At 71.4% G+C, this 21,914-nt stretch carries 20 protein-coding genes; 11 read left to right on the top strand and 9 right to left on the bottom strand.

Annotated features, from left to right (window positions below):
* Positions 1-274 precede the first annotated feature (274 nt).
* Positions 275-781 (top strand): FBP domain-containing protein, encoded by a 507-nt coding sequence (locus OG758_RS05865; protein ID WP_326708959.1) that lies wholly within the window; start codon positions 275-277, stop codon positions 779-781.
* A 137-nt stretch (positions 782-918) separates the two neighbouring features.
* On the opposite strand, the gene OG758_RS05860 is transcribed toward OG758_RS05865, so the two are convergent.
* The 4 genes from OG758_RS05860 to OG758_RS05845 all read right to left on the bottom strand — a co-directional run bounded on the left by OG758_RS05860 (position 919) and on the right by OG758_RS05845 (position 6,541).
* Entirely contained in the window at positions 919-1,764 is an 846-nt protein-coding gene (locus tag OG758_RS05860) for a nitroreductase/quinone reductase family protein (RefSeq protein WP_326708958.1), read from the bottom strand.
* Between the two features lie 415 nt (positions 1,765-2,179).
* Positions 2,180-3,202, bottom strand: a complete 1,023-nt coding sequence (locus tag OG758_RS05855; protein WP_326715820.1) for a hypothetical protein — start codon at positions 3,200-3,202, stop codon at positions 2,180-2,182.
* A 222-nt stretch (positions 3,203-3,424) separates the two neighbouring features.
* The gene (locus OG758_RS05850) at positions 3,425-5,077 is read right to left on the bottom strand and encodes an amidohydrolase (RefSeq protein ID WP_326708957.1); all 1,653 of its coding nucleotides are present in this window, start codon (positions 5,075-5,077) and stop codon (positions 3,425-3,427) included.
* Between the two features lie 42 nt (positions 5,078-5,119).
* Entirely contained in the window at positions 5,120-6,541 is a 1,422-nt protein-coding gene (locus OG758_RS05845) for a purine-cytosine permease family protein (RefSeq protein ID WP_326708956.1), read from the bottom strand.
* A 137-nt stretch (positions 6,542-6,678) separates the two neighbouring features.
* Between OG758_RS05845 and OG758_RS05840 the strand changes: the two genes are divergently transcribed.
* From OG758_RS05840 to OG758_RS05830, 3 genes are all read left to right on the top strand, one after another.
* Positions 6,679-7,281, top strand: a complete 603-nt coding sequence (locus OG758_RS05840; RefSeq protein ID WP_326708955.1) for a TetR/AcrR family transcriptional regulator — start codon at positions 6,679-6,681, stop codon at positions 7,279-7,281.
* Between the two features lie 77 nt (positions 7,282-7,358).
* Positions 7,359-8,063: a ribonuclease H family protein gene (locus OG758_RS05835; protein ID WP_326708954.1), complete on the top strand. Its 705-nt coding sequence runs from the start codon at positions 7,359-7,361 to the stop codon at positions 8,061-8,063.
* 51 nt (positions 8,064-8,114) lie between these two features.
* On the top strand, positions 8,115-8,915 hold the full coding sequence (locus tag OG758_RS05830) for a 4'-phosphopantetheinyl transferase family protein (protein WP_326708953.1): 801 nt from the start codon (positions 8,115-8,117) through the stop codon (positions 8,913-8,915).
* Here the strand turns inward: OG758_RS05830 and OG758_RS05825 are convergent.
* The gene (locus tag OG758_RS05825; protein WP_326708952.1) at positions 8,894-9,715 is read right to left on the bottom strand and encodes an endo alpha-1,4 polygalactosaminidase; all 822 of its coding nucleotides are present in this window, start codon (positions 9,713-9,715) and stop codon (positions 8,894-8,896) included. The two genes, OG758_RS05830 and OG758_RS05825, sit on opposite strands and share 22 nt — an antisense overlap.
* 143 nt (positions 9,716-9,858) lie before the next feature.
* On the opposite strand from OG758_RS05825, the gene OG758_RS05820 reads away from it, so the two are divergent.
* Positions 9,859-10,770 carry a D-2-hydroxyacid dehydrogenase family protein gene (locus OG758_RS05820; protein ID WP_326715819.1) on the top strand — a complete coding sequence of 304 codons (912 nt, stop codon included), beginning with the start codon at positions 9,859-9,861 and terminating at the stop codon, positions 10,768-10,770.
* 100 nt (positions 10,771-10,870) lie between these two features.
* Positions 10,871-11,911: a hypothetical protein gene (locus tag OG758_RS05815; protein WP_326708951.1), complete on the top strand. Its 1,041-nt coding sequence runs from the start codon at positions 10,871-10,873 to the stop codon at positions 11,909-11,911.
* Positions 11,912-11,929: 18 nt separating this feature from the next.
* Here the strand turns inward: OG758_RS05815 and OG758_RS05810 are convergent, their stop codons facing one another.
* Positions 11,930-13,186 carry a hypothetical protein gene (locus tag OG758_RS05810; protein WP_326708950.1) on the bottom strand — a complete coding sequence of 419 codons (1,257 nt, stop codon included), beginning with the start codon at positions 13,184-13,186 and terminating at the stop codon, positions 11,930-11,932.
* Between the two features lie 425 nt (positions 13,187-13,611).
* Here OG758_RS05810 and OG758_RS05805 point away from each other — a divergent pair, with 425 nt between their 5' ends.
* The gene (locus OG758_RS05805; protein WP_326708949.1) at positions 13,612-14,412 is read left to right on the top strand and encodes a GntR family transcriptional regulator; all 801 of its coding nucleotides are present in this window, start codon (positions 13,612-13,614) and stop codon (positions 14,410-14,412) included.
* Positions 14,413-14,453: 41 nt separating this feature from the next.
* On the top strand, positions 14,454-15,227 hold the full coding sequence (locus OG758_RS05800) for a sulfite exporter TauE/SafE family protein (protein ID WP_326708948.1): 774 nt from the start codon (positions 14,454-14,456) through the stop codon (positions 15,225-15,227).
* A 51-nt stretch (positions 15,228-15,278) separates the two neighbouring features.
* Here OG758_RS05800 and OG758_RS05795 read toward each other — a convergent pair whose 3' ends face one another.
* Together OG758_RS05795 and OG758_RS05790 are read right to left on the bottom strand one after the other, a co-directional pair.
* Positions 15,279-16,142 (bottom strand): carbon-nitrogen hydrolase family protein, encoded by an 864-nt coding sequence (locus OG758_RS05795; protein ID WP_326708947.1) that lies wholly within the window; start codon positions 16,140-16,142, stop codon positions 15,279-15,281.
* A 3-nt stretch (positions 16,143-16,145) separates the two neighbouring features.
* A complete protein-coding gene (locus tag OG758_RS05790; RefSeq protein WP_326708946.1) occupies positions 16,146-17,648 on the bottom strand; it encodes an APC family permease in 1,503 nt (500 codons plus the stop codon).
* Positions 17,649-17,786: 138 nt separating this feature from the next.
* On the opposite strand from OG758_RS05790, the gene OG758_RS05785 reads away from it, so the two are divergent.
* A complete protein-coding gene (locus tag OG758_RS05785; RefSeq protein WP_326708945.1) occupies positions 17,787-18,386 on the top strand; it encodes a TetR/AcrR family transcriptional regulator in 600 nt (199 codons plus the stop codon).
* A gap of 141 nt (positions 18,387-18,527) precedes the next feature.
* Here OG758_RS05785 and OG758_RS05780 read toward each other — a convergent pair whose 3' ends face one another.
* Entirely contained in the window at positions 18,528-19,169 is a 642-nt protein-coding gene (locus tag OG758_RS05780; RefSeq protein WP_326708944.1) for a MerR family transcriptional regulator, read from the bottom strand.
* 98 nt (positions 19,170-19,267) lie between these two features.
* Here OG758_RS05780 and OG758_RS05775 point away from each other — a divergent pair, with 98 nt between their 5' ends.
* A complete protein-coding gene (locus OG758_RS05775; RefSeq protein WP_326715818.1) occupies positions 19,268-19,747 on the top strand; it encodes a DUF4188 domain-containing protein in 480 nt (159 codons plus the stop codon).
* 73 nt (positions 19,748-19,820) lie between these two features.
* Positions 19,821-21,908 carry an NAD-dependent DNA ligase LigA gene (gene ligA / locus OG758_RS05770; protein WP_326708943.1) on the top strand — a complete coding sequence of 696 codons (2,088 nt, stop codon included), beginning with the start codon at positions 19,821-19,823 and terminating at the stop codon, positions 21,906-21,908.
* The last annotated feature ends 6 nt before the right edge of the window (positions 21,909-21,914 follow it).

The following is a 21,914-nucleotide window of genomic DNA, read 5'->3' as shown; positions in this document are numbered from 1 at the left end:
ATCCAGTCGTCCACGCGAAGATCGGCCAGTCCGCCCATCAGGGACATCTGGCCGAACCCTGTTGTTCCGGTCCGGTCACGGGTGTGTTCTGTCTGGTCGGGGCGTGTGGTCGGACCGGGGAGGCGGACGGGGCATGTGCCATACGGCCGGAGCCGATGGGGCGTCCTCGGGCGTGGCGCGGCTTGTTCGCGCCCCGTCGACCGAACGGGTGGCGACTGCGGTTTCGGGGAAATGCGGATGCTTGTGCGAGCGACGCTGGGTATCGTCGCCGCACGTGGAACCACTGAACGAGAAACAGATCCGGGCGTCCTTCGTGAACTGCACGAAGGGTGAGGCCGTCCGGATGAAGCTGCCCCTCGACTTCGCCGAGCTCCCCTGGGAGGACCTGGACTTCCTCGGCTGGATCGACCCGGGAGCGCCCCTGCGGGCCCACCTCGTGCGCCCCGGCCCCGACGGACCCCTCGGCATCACCCTGCGGGTCCCCTCGGTGGGCCGGACCAGCGCCGTGAAGTCCAGCATCTGCCAGGTGTGCCTGACCGGGCACGCCTCCTCCGGTGTCGCCCTCCTCGCGGCGCCCCTGGCCGGAGCACGCGGACGGGAGGGCAACACCGTCGGCATCTACTTCTGCGCCGACCTCGCCTGCTCGCTCTATCTGCGGGGCAAGCGGCAGCCCAAGTTGAGGGCGGGCCGTTACGAGGAGTCACTCTCGCTCGACGAGCGGATCGCCCGTGCCATGAGCAACCTGGACGCCTTCACGGCGAGGGTCACCGAGGTCGCCTGACCGGTCTTCGGGCAAGGGCCTTGCCGTGACCGGGTTCGCGACAGGACGCGTTGTCGTGACCGGGTTCGCCAGGAGGCGTTGCCGTGACCGGGTTCGCGGCAGGACGCCTTGTCGTGGCGGGATTCGGTCAGGACGCCTTACATCGCTGCCGCGTCCAGGAGCGGGATGAGCTGCTCCTCCTCGTGGAGCAGGTGCCTCTCCAGTTCGTCCGTGAGCCGCTCCACCTCGGGGAGCACCAGGCCGGGGTCAGAGCCGTCGGTGGAGACCGCCTCCTGCAGTCGTGCGAGGAGTGCGGCGATCCGCTCGTGCTCCTCGCGCATCAGCTCCAGGACCGCGCCGAGCTCGGGGTGGCGCGAACCGATGAACGGGAACAGGGCGGCGTCCTCTCCGGCGTGATGGTTGTGCAGTCCCTTGCAGAGCGTGAGGCAGTTGATGCGGAGCTGGGCGCCGAGCCCGGGGCCCGACTCCGCGATCTCCTTGCGGATCAGGCCCAGTTCACGACGGATCCCGTCGTGAACGGCCTTGAGGCCGTCGCCCCAGGACGTCGCGCCCGTCACGTTCGGCGGCCCGCTCTCGATCGCACGCAGGGCGACCACGGGGATGACGCGGGACGTCTTCGCCTGGTACTCGGCCCAGCCCGGATCGCGCTCGACGGCCCGGGCGAACGCGGCGTCGCGCTCCGCGCCCGCCAGGACCTCGGCCTCCGCCGCGTAGGTGAACACACCGTCCTCGACGGTGACGCGGGGGGTGGCCAAGAGATTGTGGAACCAGTCCGGGTTGCTGGGCGCTCCGCCGGCCGAGGCGATCACCAGGACGCGCTCGCCGCCGTCGGGGAGGAAGCTGACGGGTGTGGTGTGTGCGGCGCCCGAGCGGGCTCCCGTGGTGGTGAGGAGGAGGATCCGGCCACCTTCGAAGGGGCCTGAGAGCCGGCCACGATCGGCTCGGAACTCGTCGATGACGTGCTGATTGAAATCGTTGGGCATTCTCTTCTTTCGTCTCCGGGAGATACGAGAAATCTGGATCGCGGAAGCAAAAGAAGATCGGCGGGCCTCGCGCCCGCCCCGGCCTCACTCGGAGGCCGGGTGCCCTACTCGTTGATGGCCCATGGCCGACCCGGCAGTCACGGGGCGTGACCCTAGTTCATGCGGACGGGGGGCGGCAATGCGTTTTCCGGTGCGGGCCCGGGGCGGTGGTTCTGCTGATGTACGTGCCGAGGTGCCGGCTCGGGGCGCTGCTCAGGTCTGATTTTGGGTGCGGGGTCGCGGGGGCATGTACGTGCTCGCTGTTCCATGGGTGCGCGCCGGCCGGTCAATTGCCTGTACGTGGTGCTGGTGGCTGCGCGCGCACATGCCCCCCATCCCCTTCCGTTTCGTACGCGGCCGATCGCCGGTGGGGCTTCTACTGGACCTTCGCCTGGATCGCCGAGATGCAGGAGGCGATGGCCTGCTGGAGGTCTTCGAGGCGCTTGAGCATGTCGTCCTCGTAGACGTCGTCCTCGGCGTCGTCGAGGGTGAGCTCCTCGAAGACCTTCGTCGCCTTCTGCAGGCTGTTGTAGAACTTCGCCCTGCGCTCCTTCACCCGGAGGTCGGGGTCGCTCTCGACGGTCTTGGTGACGAGCTCGCGGACGCTGTCGTACGCCTCACGCGCCCACTCGCCGGCCTCCTCGCCGTCGTCCAGCTCGTCGATCAGGGAGAGATGGCGCTCGGCCTCCTCGCGCAGTTCGCGCGGCGCTTCGATCTTCTGGCCGGCCGGTGTCTTGATCTGGCCGTTCTCCGCGATCTGACGCACGTACTCGACCCGGTCACCGGCCTTCGCCTCGGCGGCGACGGCCTTCTTCAGGTCGTCTGCCCGGACGATGTCCCTGACCAGCTCGGTGCGCAGGGCGGGGTCCTCCTCCAGGCGGTCCATCAGGGCCTTCCTGGCCGCCTCGGCGGTGCCGGGGTCGGCGAGGATCGCGGCGCGCAGCGCGGTCGGGTTCTCGGCGACCTCCAGGGCCTTGGTCGGGCGGATGCCCTCGGCCTCGGCGGCCGCCGAGATCGCGTGGCCGCGCGGTGACACGGCGATGGAGCGCGACGCGTAGTACGACAACCAGACGTCGGAGTCCGGGAGTTCGACGTCCTGGCCCGGGGTGAGCGCCTCGAAGTGCGGCACGAGTCCGTCGTCGGCGGCCTTGTCCCAGGCCTTGTAGTAGCGCATCACGCGCTCGGCCGAGCAGCCCGCCAGCTCGCTGAACCGGCGGGCCGAGATCTTGGGCGTCTCACCCACGGCCTGCCCGCCGGGACGGACACTGCGCGCCACCATGAGGGCGAACGCCCAGCCGCCGGTCCGGGCGTAGACGCCGAAGGCGCGCGCGTCCTCGGCGATCGGCTCGGAGACCTCCGACGTGTCCTCCGACGTGCCCTCCGGCGTCTCGTCCGTCATCTCGTCCGGGGTCCCGCCCGGCACCCAGATGTTCGCCTCGGCCTCGGCGGGCCCGGCCTGCGCCGGGACGGCCTCTTCGGGGGTGACGTCCGTTGCGGCGGATTCGGTCGCTTCGGTCGGGGCGATCGCTGAGGTCACGTAGGTTCTCCTGAGGCGTCTCGGGCGGACGAAGGTTGACGCGCTACTTTATCCCTCCTAATCGACCCTTTTGCGTGCGGGCTCTCAGGCGCGGTGCTCGATCTTGCCGGCCACGACGACGGTTTCGGCCACGGTGCCCGGTATGTCCTCGGGTGTGGCGCTCAGGATGTCGCGGGACAGGACCACGAAGTCCGCAGCCTTGCCCACGCTCAGTGAACCCCGCTCGTGCTCAAGGAAGTTGGCGTACGCGGAGCCCATCGTGTACCCGTACACCGCGGTCTCCACGTCCACGGTCTCGCCGGGCATCCAGGGCTCGCCGCCGGCCAGCGGGCGGCGCGTGACAGCCGTGTAGATGCCGACCATGGGGTCCATCTCGGCCACGTTCCAGTCGCTGGAGAAGGCGAGGACCGCGCCCGACTCGTGGAGGCTGCGCATGGGCCAGGCCTTGTGCCAGCGGTCGGTGCCGACGTTCTCGGCCCAGTCCTTGCCGGGGCCCGCGACCTCGGGGGCGCAGTGTCTCGGCTGCATACAGGCGATCACGCCGAGCGCGGCGAAGCGCGCGGTGTCGGCCGGGTCGAGGCATTCGACGTGGACGACCTGGTGGCGGGCGTCCCGCTCACCGTTGACCGTACGGGCGTGCTCGACGGCATCGAGGACCGTGCGGATGCCGCGGTCGCCGGTCGCGTGGACGAAGCACTGGAAGCCGCGCGCGTCGAGCTTGGCGAGGAGGTCCGCGAACTCCTCCGGCGGATAGAACGTCTCGCCGCGGTGGTGGCCGCACCCCGTGTACGGCTCCAGGAGCGCGGCGGTGCGCGGCTCGACGACGTCGTCGATGTAGAGCTTCAGCGGTCCGACGCGCAGCCGGTCGTCGGCGTGGCGGTCCGCGGCGGCGGCGAAGTCGTCGAGGTCGGCGTCGGTGGTGCCGCGCGGGTGGAAGAGCGCGGCGACGATCCGCGAGCGGAGCCGGCCCTCGGCGCGGGCGCGCTCGAACAGGGCGAGGTCGTCGATGGAGTTCTGCGGTTCGACGACGGTCGTGATGCCGAAGCGGATCGCGTCGTCGAGCGACTTGGCGAGGCGCCCGTACTGACGGTCGGCCGAGGCCCACGGCACGCCGAGCTGCTGGAGCGCGCGGTGCCCGTCGCGTGACAGGCCCTTGACGGCGAAGTCCTTGATGAATCCGGTGGGTTCACCGGTCTCGGGGTCGGTCGCGGCCTCGCCGAACGGCAGGCTCGTACGGTCCTTGTCGATGCCGAGGCGGCGCAGCGCGGCCGTGTTCAGCCACGCGGTGTGCACGTCGTAGCTGAGGACGAACGCGGGGGTGTCTCCGGTCACCGGGTCGAGGTCGTCGGCGGTGGGCATCCGGCCGCCGGGGATCGCCGAGTAGTCGAACGCCTCCGCCTCGATCCAGGCGGCCCCGGGGTGCGCCGCCCGCCACGCGCGGATCCGGTCGTGGATCTCGTCGAGCGTGTCCGCGCCGGACAGCTGGACGCAGGCGTCGTCGGACCCGAGCCGTACGTGGTTGTGCGCGTCGATGAATCCGGGCAGGACCAGCTTTCCGCCGGCGTCGACGACCTCGGTGCCGGGCCCCGTCCAGGCCTCGGCGTCCGTGTCGGCCCCGAGCCAGACGATCTTGCCGTCGCGCACGGCGAGCGCCTGCGCCTCGGGCAGCGCCGGGTCGACGGTGTGGACGCGCGCACCGCGCAGGACGAGGTCGGCGGGGGCGGGGGAGTGGGACATGAGGGGTAACTCCTCTGGGGATCCGGGTGTTCGGGAGAAGGTCTACGCGGCGGGGGCGACGGTCCGCCGGGCGAGCGCCCAGTACACGAGGGCGGAGACGACCGAGCCGAGCAGGGTCAGGTCGGCGCCGCCGAGTGGGGCGACCAGCGGGCCGGTCCAGAGCTCGGAGTCGCAGGTCAGCGAGGTGAAGACGATGCCGGAGAGCAGAGCGACGACACCGGCCGGGTGGTAGCCGCCCCGGTACCAGTACGCGCCGTCTCGGCCGGTGTGCAGGGAGGGAGCGTCGTACCGGCAGCGGCGCATCACCATGTCGGCGAGGAAGACGCCGCCCCACGGCGCGAACACGATGATCAGCAGGGACAGGAACGACAGCAGCGAGTCGGTGAAGTCCGTGAGGAACAGCGCGTAGAGCGAGCCGGCCACGGTGACGCCCGCGCTGATGAGGATCGCCTTGGAGCGGCTCCACGGGATGCCGAGGACCTGGAGGTTCAGGCTGGACGAGTACAGCGTGATGATCGAGTTCGTGACCGAGCCGCCGAGCACCAGGGCCAGGAAGAGCGGCTGGAACCAGCCCGGCAGCAGCCCCTCGGCGCCGGCCACCGCGTCCGACATGTCGGCCTGTGTGGCGGCGGCGACACCAGCGACACCGAGCGCGACCGAGGAGACTAGCCCGCCGAGCGCTCCGCTCCAGGTGATCGAGCGCAGCGAGGTGGTGCGTGGCAGGTAGCGGGTGTAGTCGGCGGGCATCGGGACGTACGAGAACGGGCCTGCCAGCATCACGACGAACGCGAGGCTCCAGCCCGAGGCGCCAGGGACGCCGCCGGTCGACGCGCCGGTGTCGGCGCCCGGGATCAGGAACACGAGGAGCGCGGCGAAGCCGACGGCGAGAATGTACGCCATCCAGCGCTCGGCGAACTGCACGGTGGCGTGGCCCCACAAGGCGACGGCGAAGGTGAGGACCATCGTGACGGCCAGGGCGAAGGCGCGGGCGGTGGAGCCGTGCCAGCCGAGGTCCGCGCAGAACGCTTCGAGGGCGAGAGCGCCGACCACCGTGTTGACGATCGTGTAGCCGATCGAGACGATCCAGTTGAGCAGGCCGGCGGGCCAGTTCCCTCGGACGCCGAAGGGCGCCCGGGAGATCACCAGGGTCGCGGTGCCGGTGCGGATCCCGCTCAGTCCGGCGGCGCTGATCGCGAAGAACGCCAGGCCACCGATGACGACGGCCGCGGTCGCCTGCCAGAACGAGAGCCCGAAGGACACGGCGAGCGCGCCGTTGATCACGTACGTGAAGGTGAGGTTCGAGCCGAACCAGAGCCAGAAGAGGTCCTTGGCGCCGCCGTGCCGCTCCGAGTCGGGGATGGGGTCGATGCCGTGGGTCTCGACCTGGAAGACCTCGTCACCGGTGGCGGCGACCGTCGGTCCGGCCTCCACGGGTCCGGGGTCCGCGGTGTGCTGCTGTGTCATCCCGCCGTCCTTGAATGTCGTTCTAACTTCTTGAACGGCATTCAAGATGCGCCTCCTCGTCGCATACGTCAAGACCCCCCTCGGAAATCGCCGGATAGGGTCAGGGCGTCGGGACCACGGATCAGGGAGGCGCGGCTGTGGCGGCTACGGCGCGACGGCGCGACGGGCAGGTCGCCCAGGAGCGGATGCTCGAAGAGGCGATGACGGCGATCGCCGAGGACGGCCTGGCATCGCTCACGATGTCGGCGCTCGGCAAGCGTCTGGGCACCAGCGGCGGCCACATCCTGTACTACTTCGGCAGCAAGGACCGCCTCCTCCTCGAAGCCCTGCGCTGGAGCGAGAGCGGCCTGGCCGAGCAGCGCAGGGCGCTCCTGTCCCGGCGCGTCACGGCCGAGCGCAAGCTCGACCAGTTCGTCGAGCTGTACCTGCCGCGCGGCCCGCGTGACCCGCGCTGGACGCTGTGGATCGAGCTGTGGGCCCGCACCTCCACCGACGAGGCGCTGCGCGAGGCCCAGGACGAGTTGGACCGGGGCTGGCAGGAGGACCTGGAGACCCTTCTGGACAGGGGGGTCAGACAAGGGCGGTTCGCACCCCTCGACACCGTCGAACGAGCCTCCCAACTCCTCGCCCTGCTCGACGGGTTGAGCACCCGCATCGTGATCGGCCAGCGCGGCGCGGAGCGGTCCGCGGTACTCGCCACCGCGCGCTCCGCGGCCGAACGGCTGGTGGAGCGGGCCTGACGGCCGGTGCGGTCCCGTCCGCGTACGTGTCGGGGGCGGGCGACGGGGTGTGGCGTTCGGCGCTCACCGGCACTGGCATGATCGGTGTCATGGCAGATCGCGTAATCGCCGCGTGTGACGGGGCGTCGAAAGGAAATCCAGGGCCCGCCGGCTGGGCCTGGGTCATCGCCGACGGCGGGGAGACCCCCGTCCGCTGGGAGGCGGGCGTGCTGGGCACGGCGACGAACAACGTCGCGGAGCTCACCGCCCTGGAGCGCCTCCTCGCCGCCACGGACCCGGGCGAGCGGCTCGAGGTCCGGATGGACTCCCAGTACGCGATGAAGGCGGTCACGACGTGGCTGCCCGGCTGGAAGCGCAACGGCTGGAAGACCTCGGCGGGCAAGCCGGTCGCCAACCAGGAACTCGTCACCCGCATCGACGCGCTGCTCGAAGGGCGCGCCGTCGAGTTCCGGTACGTCCCCGCGCACCAGGTCGACGGCGACCGGCTGAACGACTTCGCCGACCGGGCCGCGAGCCAGGCCGCCGTCGTCCAGGAACCGGCGGGCACCGACTACGGGTCCCCGGAACCCCCGGCGTCACCTGACACGGTCGCCGGCCCGTCGAAGAGGAAGCCCAAGTCGGCCTCGGCCCGATCGAAGACGGCCTCGACCCGCACGCTCAACGCCAAGTTCCCCGGCCGCTGTGTCTGTGGCCGGTCCTACGCGGCCGGCGACCCCATCGCCAAGAACCCGAAGGGCTGGGGCCACCCGGAATGCCGTACGGGTGCGGGCGCCGCGGAGTGACTCGGGCGGGCTGCCGGGGCCGGTGGGTGGCGTGACGACGGCGGGATCCGCGTGACCCCGGCACCGGACGTCGCGCCAGTGCCGGACCTCGGCCCCGATCCCGCGGCTCCGGCGACTCCGGGCCCCTGGGACGACCGCCCGTCACTGTGGCTGCTCGGGACCCCGGGGCGCGGAGAACCGCAGCCCCCACTGGACGACTCCGCTCTCGACGCGGACGAGCGGGCCCGGGCAGCCGCCTTCGTGCGGAGCTCGGACCGCCGCCTGTACCTGGCCGCACACATCTCCCTGCGTCGGCTCCTCGGCGCCTGCCTGGGGACCTGGCCGGAGAGTGTCCGGTTCACCCGCGAGCCGTGTCCGCGGTGCGGCGGCCCGCACGGACGCCCGGCCCTGCCCGGCCCCCACCCGCCGCTGCACTTCTCCCTCTCGCACTGCGAGGGGCTCGTCCTGATCGGCGTGGCGGGAAGCCCGGTGGGTGTGGACGCCGAGCGGGTGCCGGACCCCGGGGCCGTGGGTGACCTGGTGAAGGTGCTGCACCCGGCGGAACGCGCCGATCTCGCCGCGCTCCCGGCGGAGGCACACGCCACGGCCTTCTGCCGGGTGTGGTCCCGCAAGGAGGCCTACCTCAAGGGCGTCGGCGTCGGCCTGGGCCGCGCCCTGGACGCCGACTACGTGGGTGACCGTCCGCGCCACGACGCCGTCCACCCTTCCGGCTGGTCCCTGCGCTCCCTCGACCTCGGACCGCTGCGCGGCACACACGCCGCCGCGGTCGCCCTGCGGGACACCGCGCCACCGGTCCTGCGCATCCTGCCCGACGCGTACCCGCACACCCCTCAACAGGTGCGACGCGCATAACCGTTGCTGCCGGGAGTCGTCACGTCGTGGTCCCTGCGGACGATGTCCAATCGCCTTCCGAATGCGCGGCAGGCCTTGCGCAGGCCGGCGTCGGTGTACTCGATCACCACGACCCGGTCGTCGAAGGCCTTCGCGTACACACCGCACTCGTCGTAGGCGCCGCATTCCTCGGCGACGGCGAAGTCGGCTCCCAAGTGATGACTTTCGGGGGCCAGTTCGACGGTGTTCTTCTGGCCGACAGCGAGCCCGGCCCGGTGCCCGCGCTTCACCAGCAACGACATGAACGCCTTCGCGTCCCGCGTGCTCAGCAGGCCCTTCGAGCGCGTGTAGCTGTCGTAGTTGTCCGGCTCGACCGCGTCGAAGCCATGGTCGGCGCAGCCGTCGATCCAGGGCCCGACGCGGGCCGCCACCCGCTCGCGCTTCTTCGCCGTGCCGATGTCCAGCAGTGGCTCGTCCCAGTCCCGGTCGACGACGACCCGACCGTTCCGGTCGCGCAGCAGCAAGTCGTCGGGCCAGTCGTCCCGTTCGTCGGGCTGCGTCTGGAAGGCGTTGACATAGCAGATGTTGTAGAGGCCGGGGGCGGGCCGCGCCGCCCGGTCGCGGCTCACGACGCGGACGTCCTTCGCGGGCGGATAGGCGCCACCGATCTGGTAGTCGAAGCCCGCGTGCCGGGGTGGCGGACTCCAGTCGCCCGCGCCGCCTTCGCCCTTCCCGCCGCCGGACGAGCACCCGGCGACGAGTGAGGACAGCAGGGCGGTGATCAGGGCAGGGATGAGTATGTTCGTGTCGCGTGACGCCATGCCCTATTTGATCACCGGCCGAGGTCGTCGCGCGGCCACCTCGGGGAGCCATTAGTGTTTCCGGTACCGGATCTTTCAGGGGAGTTGCGTTGACCAGACTGCGCTGCGCCGTGCTCGACGACTACCAAGGCGTGGCCTTGTCCATGGCAGACTGGACCAGAGTCGGGACGGACGTCGAAGTCCGTTCCCTGCAACGCCACTTGCCGACCGAGGACGCGGTCGTCGCGGCGGCCGGCGACTGCGAGATCGTGGTCGCGATGAGGGAGCGCACCCCCTTCACGGACACCCTCTTCGCCCGCCTCCCGCAGTTGCGTCTCCTCATCACCTCGGGGATGCGCAACGCCTCCATCGACCTGGCCGCAGCGGCCCGGCACGGCGTCACGGTGTGCGGCACCGCCAGCAACTCCGAGCCGCCCGTGGAACTGACGTGGGCGATCATCCTCGGCCTGGCCCGGAACGTGGTGCGCGAGAGCAACGCCCTGCGCGACGCGGGCTCCTGGCAGAGCACCCTCGGCGCCGACCTGTACGGACGCCACCTCGGCCTCCTCGGGCTCGGGAAGATCGGCACCAAGGTCGCCCGCGTCGGGCAGGCCTTCGGCATGGACGTGGCCGCGTGGAGCGAGAACCTCACCGAAGCGCGCGCGGCGGCGGCCGGTGTCACCCTCGCGCCCTCCAAGGAGGAGCTCCTGGAGAGCAGCGACTTCGTCTCCGTCCACCTCGTACTCGGCGACCGGACCCGCGGCCTGATCGGCGCGGACGACATCAGGCGCATGCGCTCCACCGCCTACCTGGTCAACACCTCGCGTGCCGCGATCGTCGACCAGGACGCCCTGGTACGTGCCCTGCACGACGGCTGGATCGCGGGCGCGGGCGCCGACGTCTTCGAGACGGAACCGCTCCCGGCCGACCACCCGCTGCGCACCGCCCCGAACTTCCTTGGCCTGCCGCACCTCGGCTATGTCAGCCGCCGCAACTACGAGGGCTACTTCGAGGGAGCCGTCGAGGACATCGAGGCGTTCCTCGCGGGGAGCCCTGTGCGCACGCTGACGACCTGAGCCGGGAGAGGGGCAGCCCGGGCCGGGCGCGGGGTGAACGGCCGGGCCGGGTAGGGTCCGGCGGTACGTGTGAGGCCACGGGGCCGCACGGTTTTCGGTGGTGACGGGGGCGGGGACGATGCGGCGCTGGATCAAGGTGGCGGTGGCGGCCGCGGCCGTCCTCGGCCTGGGCGGATACATCGCCGAACCGTACGCGCAGGACTGGTGGCTCGTCGGACGCGCCTGCGACGGGGCCCTGCCCCGTGACTCCGTCGGACAACTCACGCCTGATGACGCGCAGTTCACGAAGGAGGAGACGCGCCGGGTTCCGGAACTCGGCTTCTACGGGTGCAGCCTGGCCTTCGACGGGGACCACACCGAGGGCGTGACGCTGGTCGCCATGTCGGCGTACACCGGCCGCGACGACCAGGACCGGGAGTTCAAGAGGGCCTTCAACGAGGGTGGCTTCGCGCAGCAGATCGTGCTCTCGGGCGGGCTGCCCGGGATCGTCGACGGCTTCGGAGGCATCCGGATCGTGACGCCGTGCCCTGCGCTGGGCAAGGACACCGAGGGCAGGCCGCGGAAGATGCTGGTCCGCGTCGGGGTGTCCAGGGACGAGGAGAAGAGTGCCTCCGGGGCCGTTTACCGGACGGCAGTTGCCCTCGCCAACTCGGCCTCGGAGAAGCTCGGTTGCGGCGCGCGTCCCCTCAAGGTGCCGCGCAAGTCGGCCGGGTTCGACACCGAAGAACGATGGCAGCGAGCCGTGTCCCCGGCGAAGGCGGAAGGCACCGGGTGCGACTGGGTGGCCCGAGCGGGTCTCGCGAAGGACGCGGGGTGGCGTCTCGTGGCGGAGACGAACGACACGGCTCCCACGGCCACCTGCGATCTGCGCACGGATGAGGGCGGCGACGCTTACCAGGCCGGCATGACGTTCGGCGCCTGGTACGGGGACTGGAGCAACCGCCTCACGGCATCGGACGACAACGGCGAACGCCGTCCCCTGACCGCCACGGCCCGCTGCGACGGCGAGGCGGCCAACTTCGCGCTCGACGCGACGAAGGACACCCCCGGCGTCGACAAGGCGGACCGGCGGCGCCTGCTCAAGGAGTTCGCCGAGGACCAGGTGAAGCGGCGCGGCTGCTCCGGACTGCGGTTCTTCTGAGCGAAGCGGCGCTGCCGGTCAGCGGCTGCGCTCCACGCTGACCATCCACAACGCCCGCACGTAATAGTCGTCCATCAACTGCCGCATGGCGGTTGCGCGTTCCAACGGGACGCCACGCTCCTTCGCCCACCTGTCGAGCACGGTGAACATCTGGCGCCGGCCGTCCATCACGTCGCCGCGCGGAGGTCCCGACGTGGGCCGGTCGGCGATGTCGCCCATCGGCGGTCGGGTCGTGAGTCGGCGCGACGCCGGCCGGAAGGTGCCGCGGCTGTGCTTGCGTACCACCGCGTCGAACGCCGCGACGTCCTGGATCGTGCCGTCCTTCGCGTAGCCGGACCGCAGGGCCATGAGGGTGCCGATGTGGTCGGCCAGGTCCTGGAGATCGTTGTCGGTCCAGGTCGTGGGGGTCGCGTACTTGTCGCCGGGGCGGTACGAGGGATCCCCGCCCTGACGGGTCAGCCGCTCCAGACAGTGCGCGAGCTGGGCGCGGTGAGCGTCGTAGAGGATGGCGAACGCCTGGGGGTTCTTGGCGAGTTCGGCGACCAGATCAGGGATGTCCGCGGTCACATCCGCGGACCGGTCCCCGTACTCGAAGGTGGCGTGCGCCTCGCCGGGGGAGAGGAAGCGGCCGAGCCAGACCCAGCCGTGGTCGTCGAGGGTGGCTTCGGCCGGCGGGACGGCGGGTCCCGTCACGTCGTCTCTGCCGAGTCCCCCGAAGTCGTCGTCGCGCAGGGCGTCCACCTCGTACTCGGCGAGCATCCGCGCCACCGAGGGTGCGAGGGCCGCCGGGATCTCGCGGTCGCTGAGGGCCGCGGCCACGGCGTAGGCGCTGCGGGCCTGCGCCATGGTGTGCGGCTTTCCGGGACCGGACGCGCGGGTGCCCGCGTCGATGACCCGGCCGAGGACGCGGGCACCGTCAGCGCAGAACCCGTCGTGCGCGAGAAGCTTCTTCGCACTGCCGATACGGTCCATGCGGTCACCGGGGTCCAGTGCCTTGGTGGCGGCGGCGGGATCGCCCGCGAGGGCACGCGTCGTGCCGGAGACCGGGGTGCACGGTTCGGCGTCGGCGCCCGATCCGGCGAGGACCAGCGGCACGGCGACCGCCGCGACGACGGCGACCGCCACCGCCGACGACAACAGTCGGTGAGCACGCAGCCGGCCGGTCAGGCGCCGCACCGCGCCGGCGCCGCTCGCCGGTGTCGCGTCGCCGCGCTCGTCATCGCTCTTGTCGCCGTTCTCGCTCACGGTGCTGCCGCCGCTTCCCCCATCGCGCATCCGGGCAAAGTAGCGGCCGGTGGGGCTGCGGGCGTGGGCGGGGGAGCGCGCCGAGGACACACGGACCGTACGCCTGGCGAAGAACCGACTGCCGTCGTGCCACTCGCCGATGAACTACCGTTGAGTACATAGCAGTTGCCACCAGGGGCTTGCGTCCCACCGATCGCAGCGACACCAGACAGCGAGGCCCCCCACCATGATCCTGGTCACCGCCGCCACCGGAAACATCGGCAAGTGGGCCGCGGAGCGTGCGGGCGCGTTCCGACGCTGAGGGACACGTGCGCTGCCCGGCGAAACCCGGAAATCCGACCGGGAAACCGCAGCTCAACGGTTTTCGCAGGTCACGATGGGTGGCGTAACTTCGGCGTAACGCGGCAGGTGTGTGCGGTGGGGTAACTTCGGGCCCTGAAAGCAGGTGACGAACCGTGGCGAACCACCCCATGCGTGACGGACAATCCCCGCCGCCGGGCCGGCCCCCGCACCCCGGCGGCACCACGCCCCGGGCCGAGCGGGCGCGGCGGGTCGCCGACACGCTTCGCCAGCAGATCACCTCCGGGGTCTACCCGCACGGGATGCTGCCCGACGAACGCGAGCTCGGCCATGCGCTCGGCGCCACCCGCAACGTCGTCAGGGAAGCCCTCGCGCTGCTGAGCGACGAAGGGCTGATCATCCGCAGGCGCGGCATCGGCACCCGGATCGTGACGGCGAAGTACGGGCACGGGCTCGAACGCCTCACCGGCCTCGCGGAGACGCTCGTCGACTACGGCACCGTGACCAACGAGGTGCGTGCGGCCCGGATCGCGCCGCACGCGCCGAAGGCGGTCACCGAACGGCTCCGGCTCCCCGACGGATCCGGGGCCGTGTACCTGGAGCGCCTGCGGAGCCTGGACGGCCGTCCCCTCTCCGTCGACTCGACCCGGCTCGCCCCCGACATCGGCCGGCCCCTGCTCGACCGCGATCTGGCCCACCGGGACGTCTTCGACCTCATCGAGGAGACGACGGGACACCGCCTCGGCAGCGCGGAGGTCACCGTGCACGCCGTCACCGCCGAGCCGGACACCGCGCGGCTCCTCGAAATTCCGGCGGGCGCGGCCCTGTTCGCGATCGACCGCCTTACGTGTCTTGCCGACGGCCGCCCCGTGGACGCGGAGTCCCTGCGGGTGCGCGCCGACCGGTTCGCCCTGCAGGCCCTGGTCCACCGGGGACCCATAGCGCCCCCCACCTGACCGACCTCCCGCACGCACCGCCCAATTCCGGAGACACCCCCATGCCCATGCACCTCGATGTCCTCACCCTGTCGCTCCTCGCCCTGTTCGGGCTCGCGGGAGGCATCGGGATCACCGCGGTGGGGCCCGGCGGTGTGCTGCCCACGATCGGGATGTTCCTGCTGACGGGGCTCCCCCCGGCCGGCGTCGCGGGCACCGCCATCGCCACCCATGTGGCGACCGGCGCGCTCGGCACGGCCGCGTACACCCGCTCGGGACAGCTGCGGGAGGCGGTCACGCGGCGCACCGCGACGATCCTCGCCGTGGCCGCACTCGTCGGCACACCTCTCGGTGTCCTGCTCAACACCCTCGTCTCGGGGCGGGGGTTCGGAATGCTGCTCGCGTGCGCCGTCACGGTGACGGGTGTCCTGGTGTGGGTGCGCGAGCGCCGTACGCCGGTCGCGGGGAGCGAGCCGGTGAGTGTGCCGCGCACCCTGATCGCCTTGGTGGGCTTCGGAGTTGCCGTCGCGGCCGGGCTCTTCGGACTCGGTGGTCCGATGCTGAGCGTGCCCCTCCTGGTCGTCTGCGGGCTCCCGGTGCTGTCCGCGCTGGCCGCGGCGCAGGCGCAGTCCGTGGTGATCGCTGCGATCGGCACGGTCGGGTACGTGCTGCACGGTTCCGTCGACTGGGGGCTCGCCGCGCTGGTCGGCGTCCCGGAACTGGTCGGCGTGATCGTGGGCTGGAGGATCGCCCACGCCGTGCCCGCACGCCGGCTCAAGTACGCCCTCGTGGGAACACTCCTGGCGCTGGCTCCGTACCTCGCCTTCCACTCCTGAGGTCCGGGCCCGCTCCTCCGGTGGCTGGAGGGCGGGCCCGGGACGAGGAGCTCAGCCGCGCTCGGGGCGCGGCTGGAACGTGCCGCCGTACATCGGCAGTCGGACGCCGGAGCCGTACCTCTCCAGCTGGGCCCAGGGCCGGTTGAGGCCCGAGGAGCCGAACTCGCGGACGCGGGTGACGGCGTCCAGGTCGAGGACGTCCGCCAGGAGTTCCTGGCCGGGGCCCGCCTGCTGGCGGACGGTGCCCTCGGGGTCGACGATGACGCTGGTGCCGACGGCGGCGGGGTCCGAAGCGTTGACGTTCACCACGTACACCTGGTTCGTCCAGGCGTTGGCGCGGGCGCAGACGATCTCCATCTCGCGGTCCCTGGTGGTGGTGAGGGTGGGCTGGACGATCACTTCGGCGCCCAGCCAGGCGAGTTGGCGCGCGGTCTCGGGGAATGAGCCGTCGTAACAGATCGCGAGGCCGATCCTGCCGATGCCGGGTATGTCGAAGACGACGAACTCGCCGCCGGGCGCCGTCGTTTCGTAGGGCTGCCAGGGGAAGACCTTGCGGTAGCGCGCGACGATCTCGCCCTGCGGGGAGACCGCGAGGGCGGTGTTGTAGACGGTGCCGTCGGCGGCGCGCTCGTAGACGCTGCCGGGTATGAGCCACAGGCCCGTCTCGCGGGCGAGGTCGCAGATCCGGTCGGTGAGCGGCCCGGGGACGGTGACGGCAGCCTTGTCCATCCAGTCCTCGCGGGCGTCGAACAATGGCGCCTCCGCGGACAGCATCAGCTCGGGAACCACGACGAGCTGGACGTGCGGAAGCATGGCGTGGGTCGCGCGGACCCGGTCTGCGAACAGCGCCCAGGTGGCCTCGGGATCGAAGGGGACGGGCGCGGTCTGTACGGCGGCGATGCTGAGCGTGCGCATGGATCAGTCCTCGGTGACAGTCAGTCGGGTGACGGCGGTGCGGCCGTCGCGGAAGAAGGGGCGGAAGCGGTGGCGCAGCGCCAGCATCACGACCAGGCCGAGCAGGACGGAGCCGATGCCCAGCAGGAGTACGCCGCCGACGCCGAACAGTGAGGTGGAGCCGTACGAGGGGTCGGTCATGTCGACCGCGCTGCGGACGAACGCGGCGAGCATCATCAGTCCGCCGGCGAGCGGCAGCACTCCCTTGAGGAACGCGTCGCGCCAGGACCGGCGCAGCTGCCCGCGGAACAGCCAGGCGCAGGCCAGGCCGGTGACGCCGTAGTAGAGCGCGATGAGCAGACCGATGGACAGGATCGCGTCGCCGAGGAAAGCGGGCGAGAGCCAGGTCAGGGCCGCGAGGAGAACCGCGGCCGCCGCGCCCATGAAGACGGTGCCGAATGACGGCGTGCGGTGGCGCGGGTGGATGCGGGCGAACGCCCGGGGCAGCGCGCCGTGGACGCTCATCGACAGGGTGGCCCTCGAACTGCCGACGACGCAGGTGAGCAGCGCGGAGATCGCGGACACGCACACGGCGAGCTGGACGCCCTTCGCGAGTGCCGTGCCGAGCACGGGCGGTCCGAGTGCGGACAGGACGTCGGCCGCGTTGCGGGCGTTGCCGAGCCCCAGGCCCGTGGTGCCCGTCCCCGCGAAGCTGATCGCGGCGACCGCCGTGAACAGATACGTGACCAGGAGGACGAGCGTCGAGATGAGCGCGGCCCTGCCGGGGGTGCGTTCGCTGTCGCGCGTCTCTTCGTTGACGGTGAGCAGCGCGTCCCAGCCCCAGTAGATGTAGAGGCAGAGCAGGACGGCCTTGGCGAACGCGCCGAAGCTGTCGAAGCCGAACGGGTCGAACCAGGCGAGCGAGGGCGTGAGCGCCCCGTGCCGGGCGAGCGCGGCGGCGCCGAAGCCGAAGAGGGCGACGAGTTGGAGAGCCAGCAGGACGTACTGGACGACCGCGGCGAGCTGGAGGCCGCGGTACGCGATGACGGTGATGGCCCCGATGAGCAGCGCCGCGGTGACGGCGACCGCGGTCTCGTCGGAGGCCAGGGAATCCAGGCCGAGGAGCCCGAGGAGGTATCCGGCGCCCACCTGGGAGAGCGCGGCCATGGCCGTGACCGTGGCGAACTGGGTGACCCAGCCGCCCAGGAGCCAGCCGGACGAGGGGCCGAAGGCGCGCGTCGTCCACACGAAGGTGGTCCCGCAGTCCGGCATGTCCTTGTTGAGCTCGCGGAAGGCGAACGCCGTCAGCAGGATCGGCACGAATCCGAGGAGCAGCGCGGCGGGCGCGAGGTGGCCGACGGCCATCGTCACGAAGCCGAGGGTCACGGCGATGCTGTAGGCGGGGGCGACCGAGGAGAGGCCGAGCGCCACGGAGGCGAGCAGTCCGACGGACCCGCTCCGCAGGCCCTTGGAGGGCGGCGGGGACGTGGTGGTGGGGGCGAGTGTCTGAGGAGGATCAGGGTTCACGGCGGCCTTCTGGTCAGCGGCGACGTTTCGTTAAACGCAGATTTAACGAATGTGCCATGAGGCCTGTCAAGGGCGGGTTCGGTATCTTTACCCCGGCATCAGTGAATCGGGTGGGACTCGGATCGGACGGAGGCGGTCGTGGGACGGCGCAAGGACCAGGAGGCGCGGCGCGCGCAACTGCACCAGGCCACGCTGCGCGCCCTGCACAGCCGGGGCCTCGAGGGCCTGCGGCTGCGCGATGTCGCCGAGGAGGCCGGGGTCACGTCGGCCGCGGTGCTCTACTACTACGACGACCTCGACGAGCTGATGTACGAGACGTTCCAGCGGGCGATCGAGCGCTTCAGCCGCGCGCGTGAGGAGAGCGCCGAGAAGTTCCCGGACGCCCGGGACCGGCTGCGGGCCTGTGTCGAGCACGGCGTCGCCGACGGACCGGACGACCTGCTGCCCCGGCTGCTCTTCGAGTACTGGCCGCGCAGCCTGCGTGATCCCCGGGCGGCGGCCCTCGATGCCACGCTGACCGAGCGTCAAATCGCCGTGTACTACGCCACGTTGATTCTCGGCGAGGCCCAGGGGCACTTCGTGCTCGCCGAGCCCGCGGGGCAGCTGGCCGCCGGGTTCCTGGCGATGGAGGACGGCTTCCAGATGGAGGTGCTCGCGGGGCGCCGTACACGCACCGAGGTGATCGCCATGCTGCACGCGTACGCCCGGATGGCTACGGGGTTCGACCCGTCGGCATGAGGTGGCGCGCCCGGGCGCGCGGGGTCATGCTCCTCCCAGTCCTGCCAGTCCTGCCAGTCCTGCCAGTCCTGCCAGTCCTCCCGGCCCTCGGGGTTCTCGCAGCCCTCTCAGCCTTCCCGGCCCTCGCAGTTCTCGCGGCCCTCAGAGTCCGAACCGGCGCGCCGAGTGCTCCTCCTGGGCGAGCCTGCGCAGCATGAGCAGGACCGGCTCGTACAGGACCGCCGCCGCGACCGCGGCCTCGACCTTCTCCACCTCCTCGGGGAAGGTGTCGAGCCGGTCGATGTCGTGCTCGGCGACGCGCTCCATGTGCCGTGCGTACGGGGTGAGTTCAGGTGTTCCGCAGGTGTAGCCGAGACGGTTGAGTGTGGCGACCGTCGTGACGAGGGTGCGGTACGAGGGCGAGAGGCTGCCGATCTCGCGCGCGGTGTCCCAGCCGAGCTCCACCAGGAGCCGGTCGACGGCCGAGGTCGCCTCGACCGTGGCCGGGTCGTCCTCGGCTGCCTCGGGTGGCTGCGGCAGCGCCCACAGTGCCGCCCCCATGCGGATCGTGCGGCCCAGCGAGTCGTCGTCCACTGCCGCGAGCACCTCGCGAGCGGTCGCCACCGGCACCCGGCCGACCTGGATCAGCGCCCGCACGAGACGCAGCCGGCGCAGGTGGGAGTCGTCGTACTCGGCCTGAGTAGCCGTCATGCGCCGTCCGGGGGGCAGGAGTTGCTCCCGCAGGTAGTACTTGATGGTGGGGATGGAGACCCCGCTCAGTTCGCTGAGTTCCGCGAGCCGCATCTCTTGCACCCCTCCTTGGACAGTGCCACTATCCAAGCATGGGTGCATGGGTAGCGGCACTCTCCAACTCTCTCCAATCGAGCCGAATCGGGGGCGACATGGGCGCGAAGACACATGCCGGACGGATGACCGCGGGCGCGCAGGGGGAAGTGGTGGTCTTCCTCATCGGCATGCGCATCAACCACTTCTGGGCGGTCCACCGGTGGCTGCCGGTGTTCGTCGCGATGCCCATGATGATCAGGGAGCTGAACCGCGACCGCTCCCTCGGCCTCCTGCATCACATCCTGCTCACGGGCTCGCCGCGCACCTACATGGTCGTCCAGTACTGGGAGTCGAAGGAGAAGCTGCTCGCCTACGCCGCGGCCCCGGACAAGCGTCATCACCCCTGGTGGGCGCGGATCAACCGGTACTCCCGTAAGAGCGCGCGGCACGTGGGGATCTGGCACGAGACGTACGTCGTACCCGAGGGCTCCTACGAGACGATCTACGGGGACATGCCGGCCCAAGGCCTCGGCAAGGCGTTCGGAGTCGCGGGCCTCGGGGACGGGGTGCAGGCGCGGGACCGGCTGCGGGTGTGAGCGGGAGCCCCCTGATCCCGGGCGCCGTCGTCGCCGCCGGTCGATTGTCAGTGCCACCAGGCACGATGGCAGCATGACAACGACTTCTGGTGAGTTCCTCCTGGCCGATGCCGCTGCCTACGCCCAGGCCGTCACGGACGCGTCCCTGGCGGCGGGCGCCTACTACACGGGCGGGACGTCCGCCCTCGACGACGACGCGTACGACCGGCTGGTCCGGGCCGTCGCCGCGTACGAGGCGGACCACCCCGACGAGGTGCTGCCGCACTCGCCGACCGGCAAGGTCGGGGGCGGCGCCGTCGAGGGGGACGTGCCGCACACGGTCCCGATGCTGAGCCTGGACAACGTCTTCGACGGTGAGCAGTTCACCACCTGGACCGCGTCGGTGGCCCGCCGGATCGGCCACGAGGTGACCCGGTGGAACGTCCAGCCCAAGCTGGACGGGCTTGCCATCGCCGCGCGCTACCACGAGGGGCGCCTCACGCAGCTGATCACCAGAGGTGACGGGACGGCCGGGGAGGACGTCTCGCACGCGATCGGCACCATCGAGGGCCTGCCCGACCGCCTCACCGAGCCGCACACGGTCGAGGTGCGGGGCGAAGTCCTGATGGCGATCGGCCAGTTCGAGCACGCAAACGAGGTGCGTACGGAGCACGGCGGCGCCCCCTTCGCCAACCCGAGGAACGCCGCTGCGGGCACACTCAGGGCCAAGGAGCGCGCCTACACGGTGCCGATGACCTTCTTCGCGTACGGCCTGCTGCCCCTGCCCGGCACGTCGGCCGAGGACGCCGAGGCGCTGCGCTCACTGGCCCACGGCGAACTGATGGACCGCGCGGCCACGCTCGGCGTCAACACACCGGCCACGACGGACGTTTCGGGACTCACCGTCGACACCGTCGAGGAGGTGCTCGCGCGGGTCGAGCACATCGCGGGCCTGCGCGCCGAGCTGCCGTTCGGCATCGACGGGATCGTCGTCAAGGCGGACCTCGCGACCGATCAGGAGGCCGCCGGATCGGGCACGCGCGCCCCGCGCTGGGCCATCGCCTTCAAGCTGCCGGCCGTCGAGAAGATCACCCGCCTCCTCGACGTCGAGTGGAACGTCGGCCGTACGGGCATCATCGCGCCGCGTGCCGTCCTCGAACCCGTCGACATCGACGGCAGCACGGTCACGTACGCCACGCTGCACAACCCGGCCGACATCACCCGCCGCGACCTGCGGCTCGGCGACCACGTGATGGTCTACAAGGCGGGCGACATCATCCCCCGCATCGAGGCGCCCGTCGCCCACCTGCGCACCGGCGACGAACAGCCGATCGCGTTCCCCGACATGTGCCCGCAGTGCGGTTCCGGCATCGACACGAGTGAGCAGCGCTGGCGCTGCGAACGCGGCCGGAACTGCCACCTGGTGGCCTCGCTCTCCTACGCGGCGGGCCGCGACCAGCTCGATATCGAGGGTCTCGGCGCCACCCGCGTCGTCCAACTCGTCGAGGCGGGCCTGGTCGCCGACCTCGCCGACCTGTTCGCCCTCACCCGTGACGGGCTCCTGGCGCTCGACCGCATGGGGGAGACCAGCACGGACAACCTCCTCGCCGCGATCGAGGCAGCCAAGGCCCAGCCGCTGTCCCGGGTCCTGTGCGCCCTCGGCGTGCGGGGCACCGGGCGGTCCATGTCCCGCCGTATCGCCCGCCACTTCGCCACGATGGACCACATCCGCGCCGCGGACGCCGAGGCGATGCAGCGGGTCGAGGGCATCGGCGCCGAGAAGGCCCCGGTGATCGTCTCCGAGCTGGCCGAACTCGCCCCGCTCATCGACAGGCTGGCCGCGGCGGGGGTGAACATGACGGAACCCGGCGCCACCCCGCCCGCCCCGGAGGCCGAGACGGACGGAGCGGGCGAACCGGCGGCCGCCGCGGGCCCGCTGGACGGCATGACCGTCGTCGTCACGGGAGCCATGACCGGCCCCTTGGAGAAGCTCAGCCGCAACCAGATGAACGAACTCATCGAGCGGGCCGGCGGCAAGTCCTCCTCCAGCGTCTCCAAGCGCACCTCGCTCGTCGTCGCCGGTGAGGGCGCGGGTTCCAAGCGGGCCAAGGCCGAGGACCTGGGCATCCGCCTCGCCACACCGGACGAGTTCGCCGAACTCGTCGCGGACCTCCTGGAGTGACGTGAC

The sequence above is a fragment of the Streptomyces sp. NBC_01474 genome, assembly GCF_035918215.1.
In the GTDB taxonomy this organism is placed as follows: Bacteria; Actinomycetota; Actinomycetes; order Streptomycetales; family Streptomycetaceae; genus Streptomyces; species Streptomyces aureus.
The sequence above is the reverse complement of the archived record's forward strand: the minus strand, read 5'-3'. Positions and strand labels throughout refer to the sequence as shown.

Bases quoted from the DNA above. Each gene is read 5' to 3' on its own strand.
- OG758_RS05855 (WP_326715820.1), bottom strand. From the start codon at position 3,202: ATGACGGACGAGACGCCGGAGGGCACGTCGGAGGACACGTCGGAGGTC.
- OG758_RS05810 (WP_326708950.1), bottom strand. From the start codon at position 13,186: ATGCGCGATGGGGGAAGCGGCGGCAGCACCGTGAGCGAGAACGGCGAC.
- OG758_RS05835 (WP_326708954.1), top strand. From the start codon at position 7,359: ATGATCGGTGTCATGGCAGATCGCGTAATCGCCGCGTGTGACGGGGCG.
- OG758_RS05825 (WP_326708952.1), bottom strand. From the start codon at position 9,715: ATGGCGTCACGCGACACGAACATACTCATCCCTGCCCTGATCACCGCC.
- ligA (WP_326708943.1), top strand. From the start codon at position 19,821: ATGACAACGACTTCTGGTGAGTTCCTCCTGGCCGATGCCGCTGCCTAC.
- OG758_RS05780 (WP_326708944.1), bottom strand. From the start codon at position 19,169: ATGCGGCTCGCGGAACTCAGCGAACTGAGCGGGGTCTCCATCCCCACC.
- OG758_RS05800 (WP_326708948.1), top strand. From the start codon at position 14,454: ATGCCCATGCACCTCGATGTCCTCACCCTGTCGCTCCTCGCCCTGTTC.
- OG758_RS05795 (WP_326708947.1), bottom strand. From the start codon at position 16,142: ATGCGCACGCTCAGCATCGCCGCCGTACAGACCGCGCCCGTCCCCTTC.
- OG758_RS05775 (WP_326715818.1), top strand. From the start codon at position 19,268: ATGGGCGCGAAGACACATGCCGGACGGATGACCGCGGGCGCGCAGGGG.
- OG758_RS05845 (WP_326708956.1), bottom strand. From the start codon at position 6,541: ATGACACAGCAGCACACCGCGGACCCCGGACCCGTGGAGGCCGGACCG.
- OG758_RS05850 (WP_326708957.1), bottom strand. From the start codon at position 5,077: ATGTCCCACTCCCCCGCCCCCGCCGACCTCGTCCTGCGCGGTGCGCGC.
- OG758_RS05820 (WP_326715819.1), top strand. From the start codon at position 9,859: ATGGCAGACTGGACCAGAGTCGGGACGGACGTCGAAGTCCGTTCCCTG.
- OG758_RS05860 (WP_326708958.1), bottom strand. From the start codon at position 1,764: ATGCCCAACGATTTCAATCAGCACGTCATCGACGAGTTCCGAGCCGAT.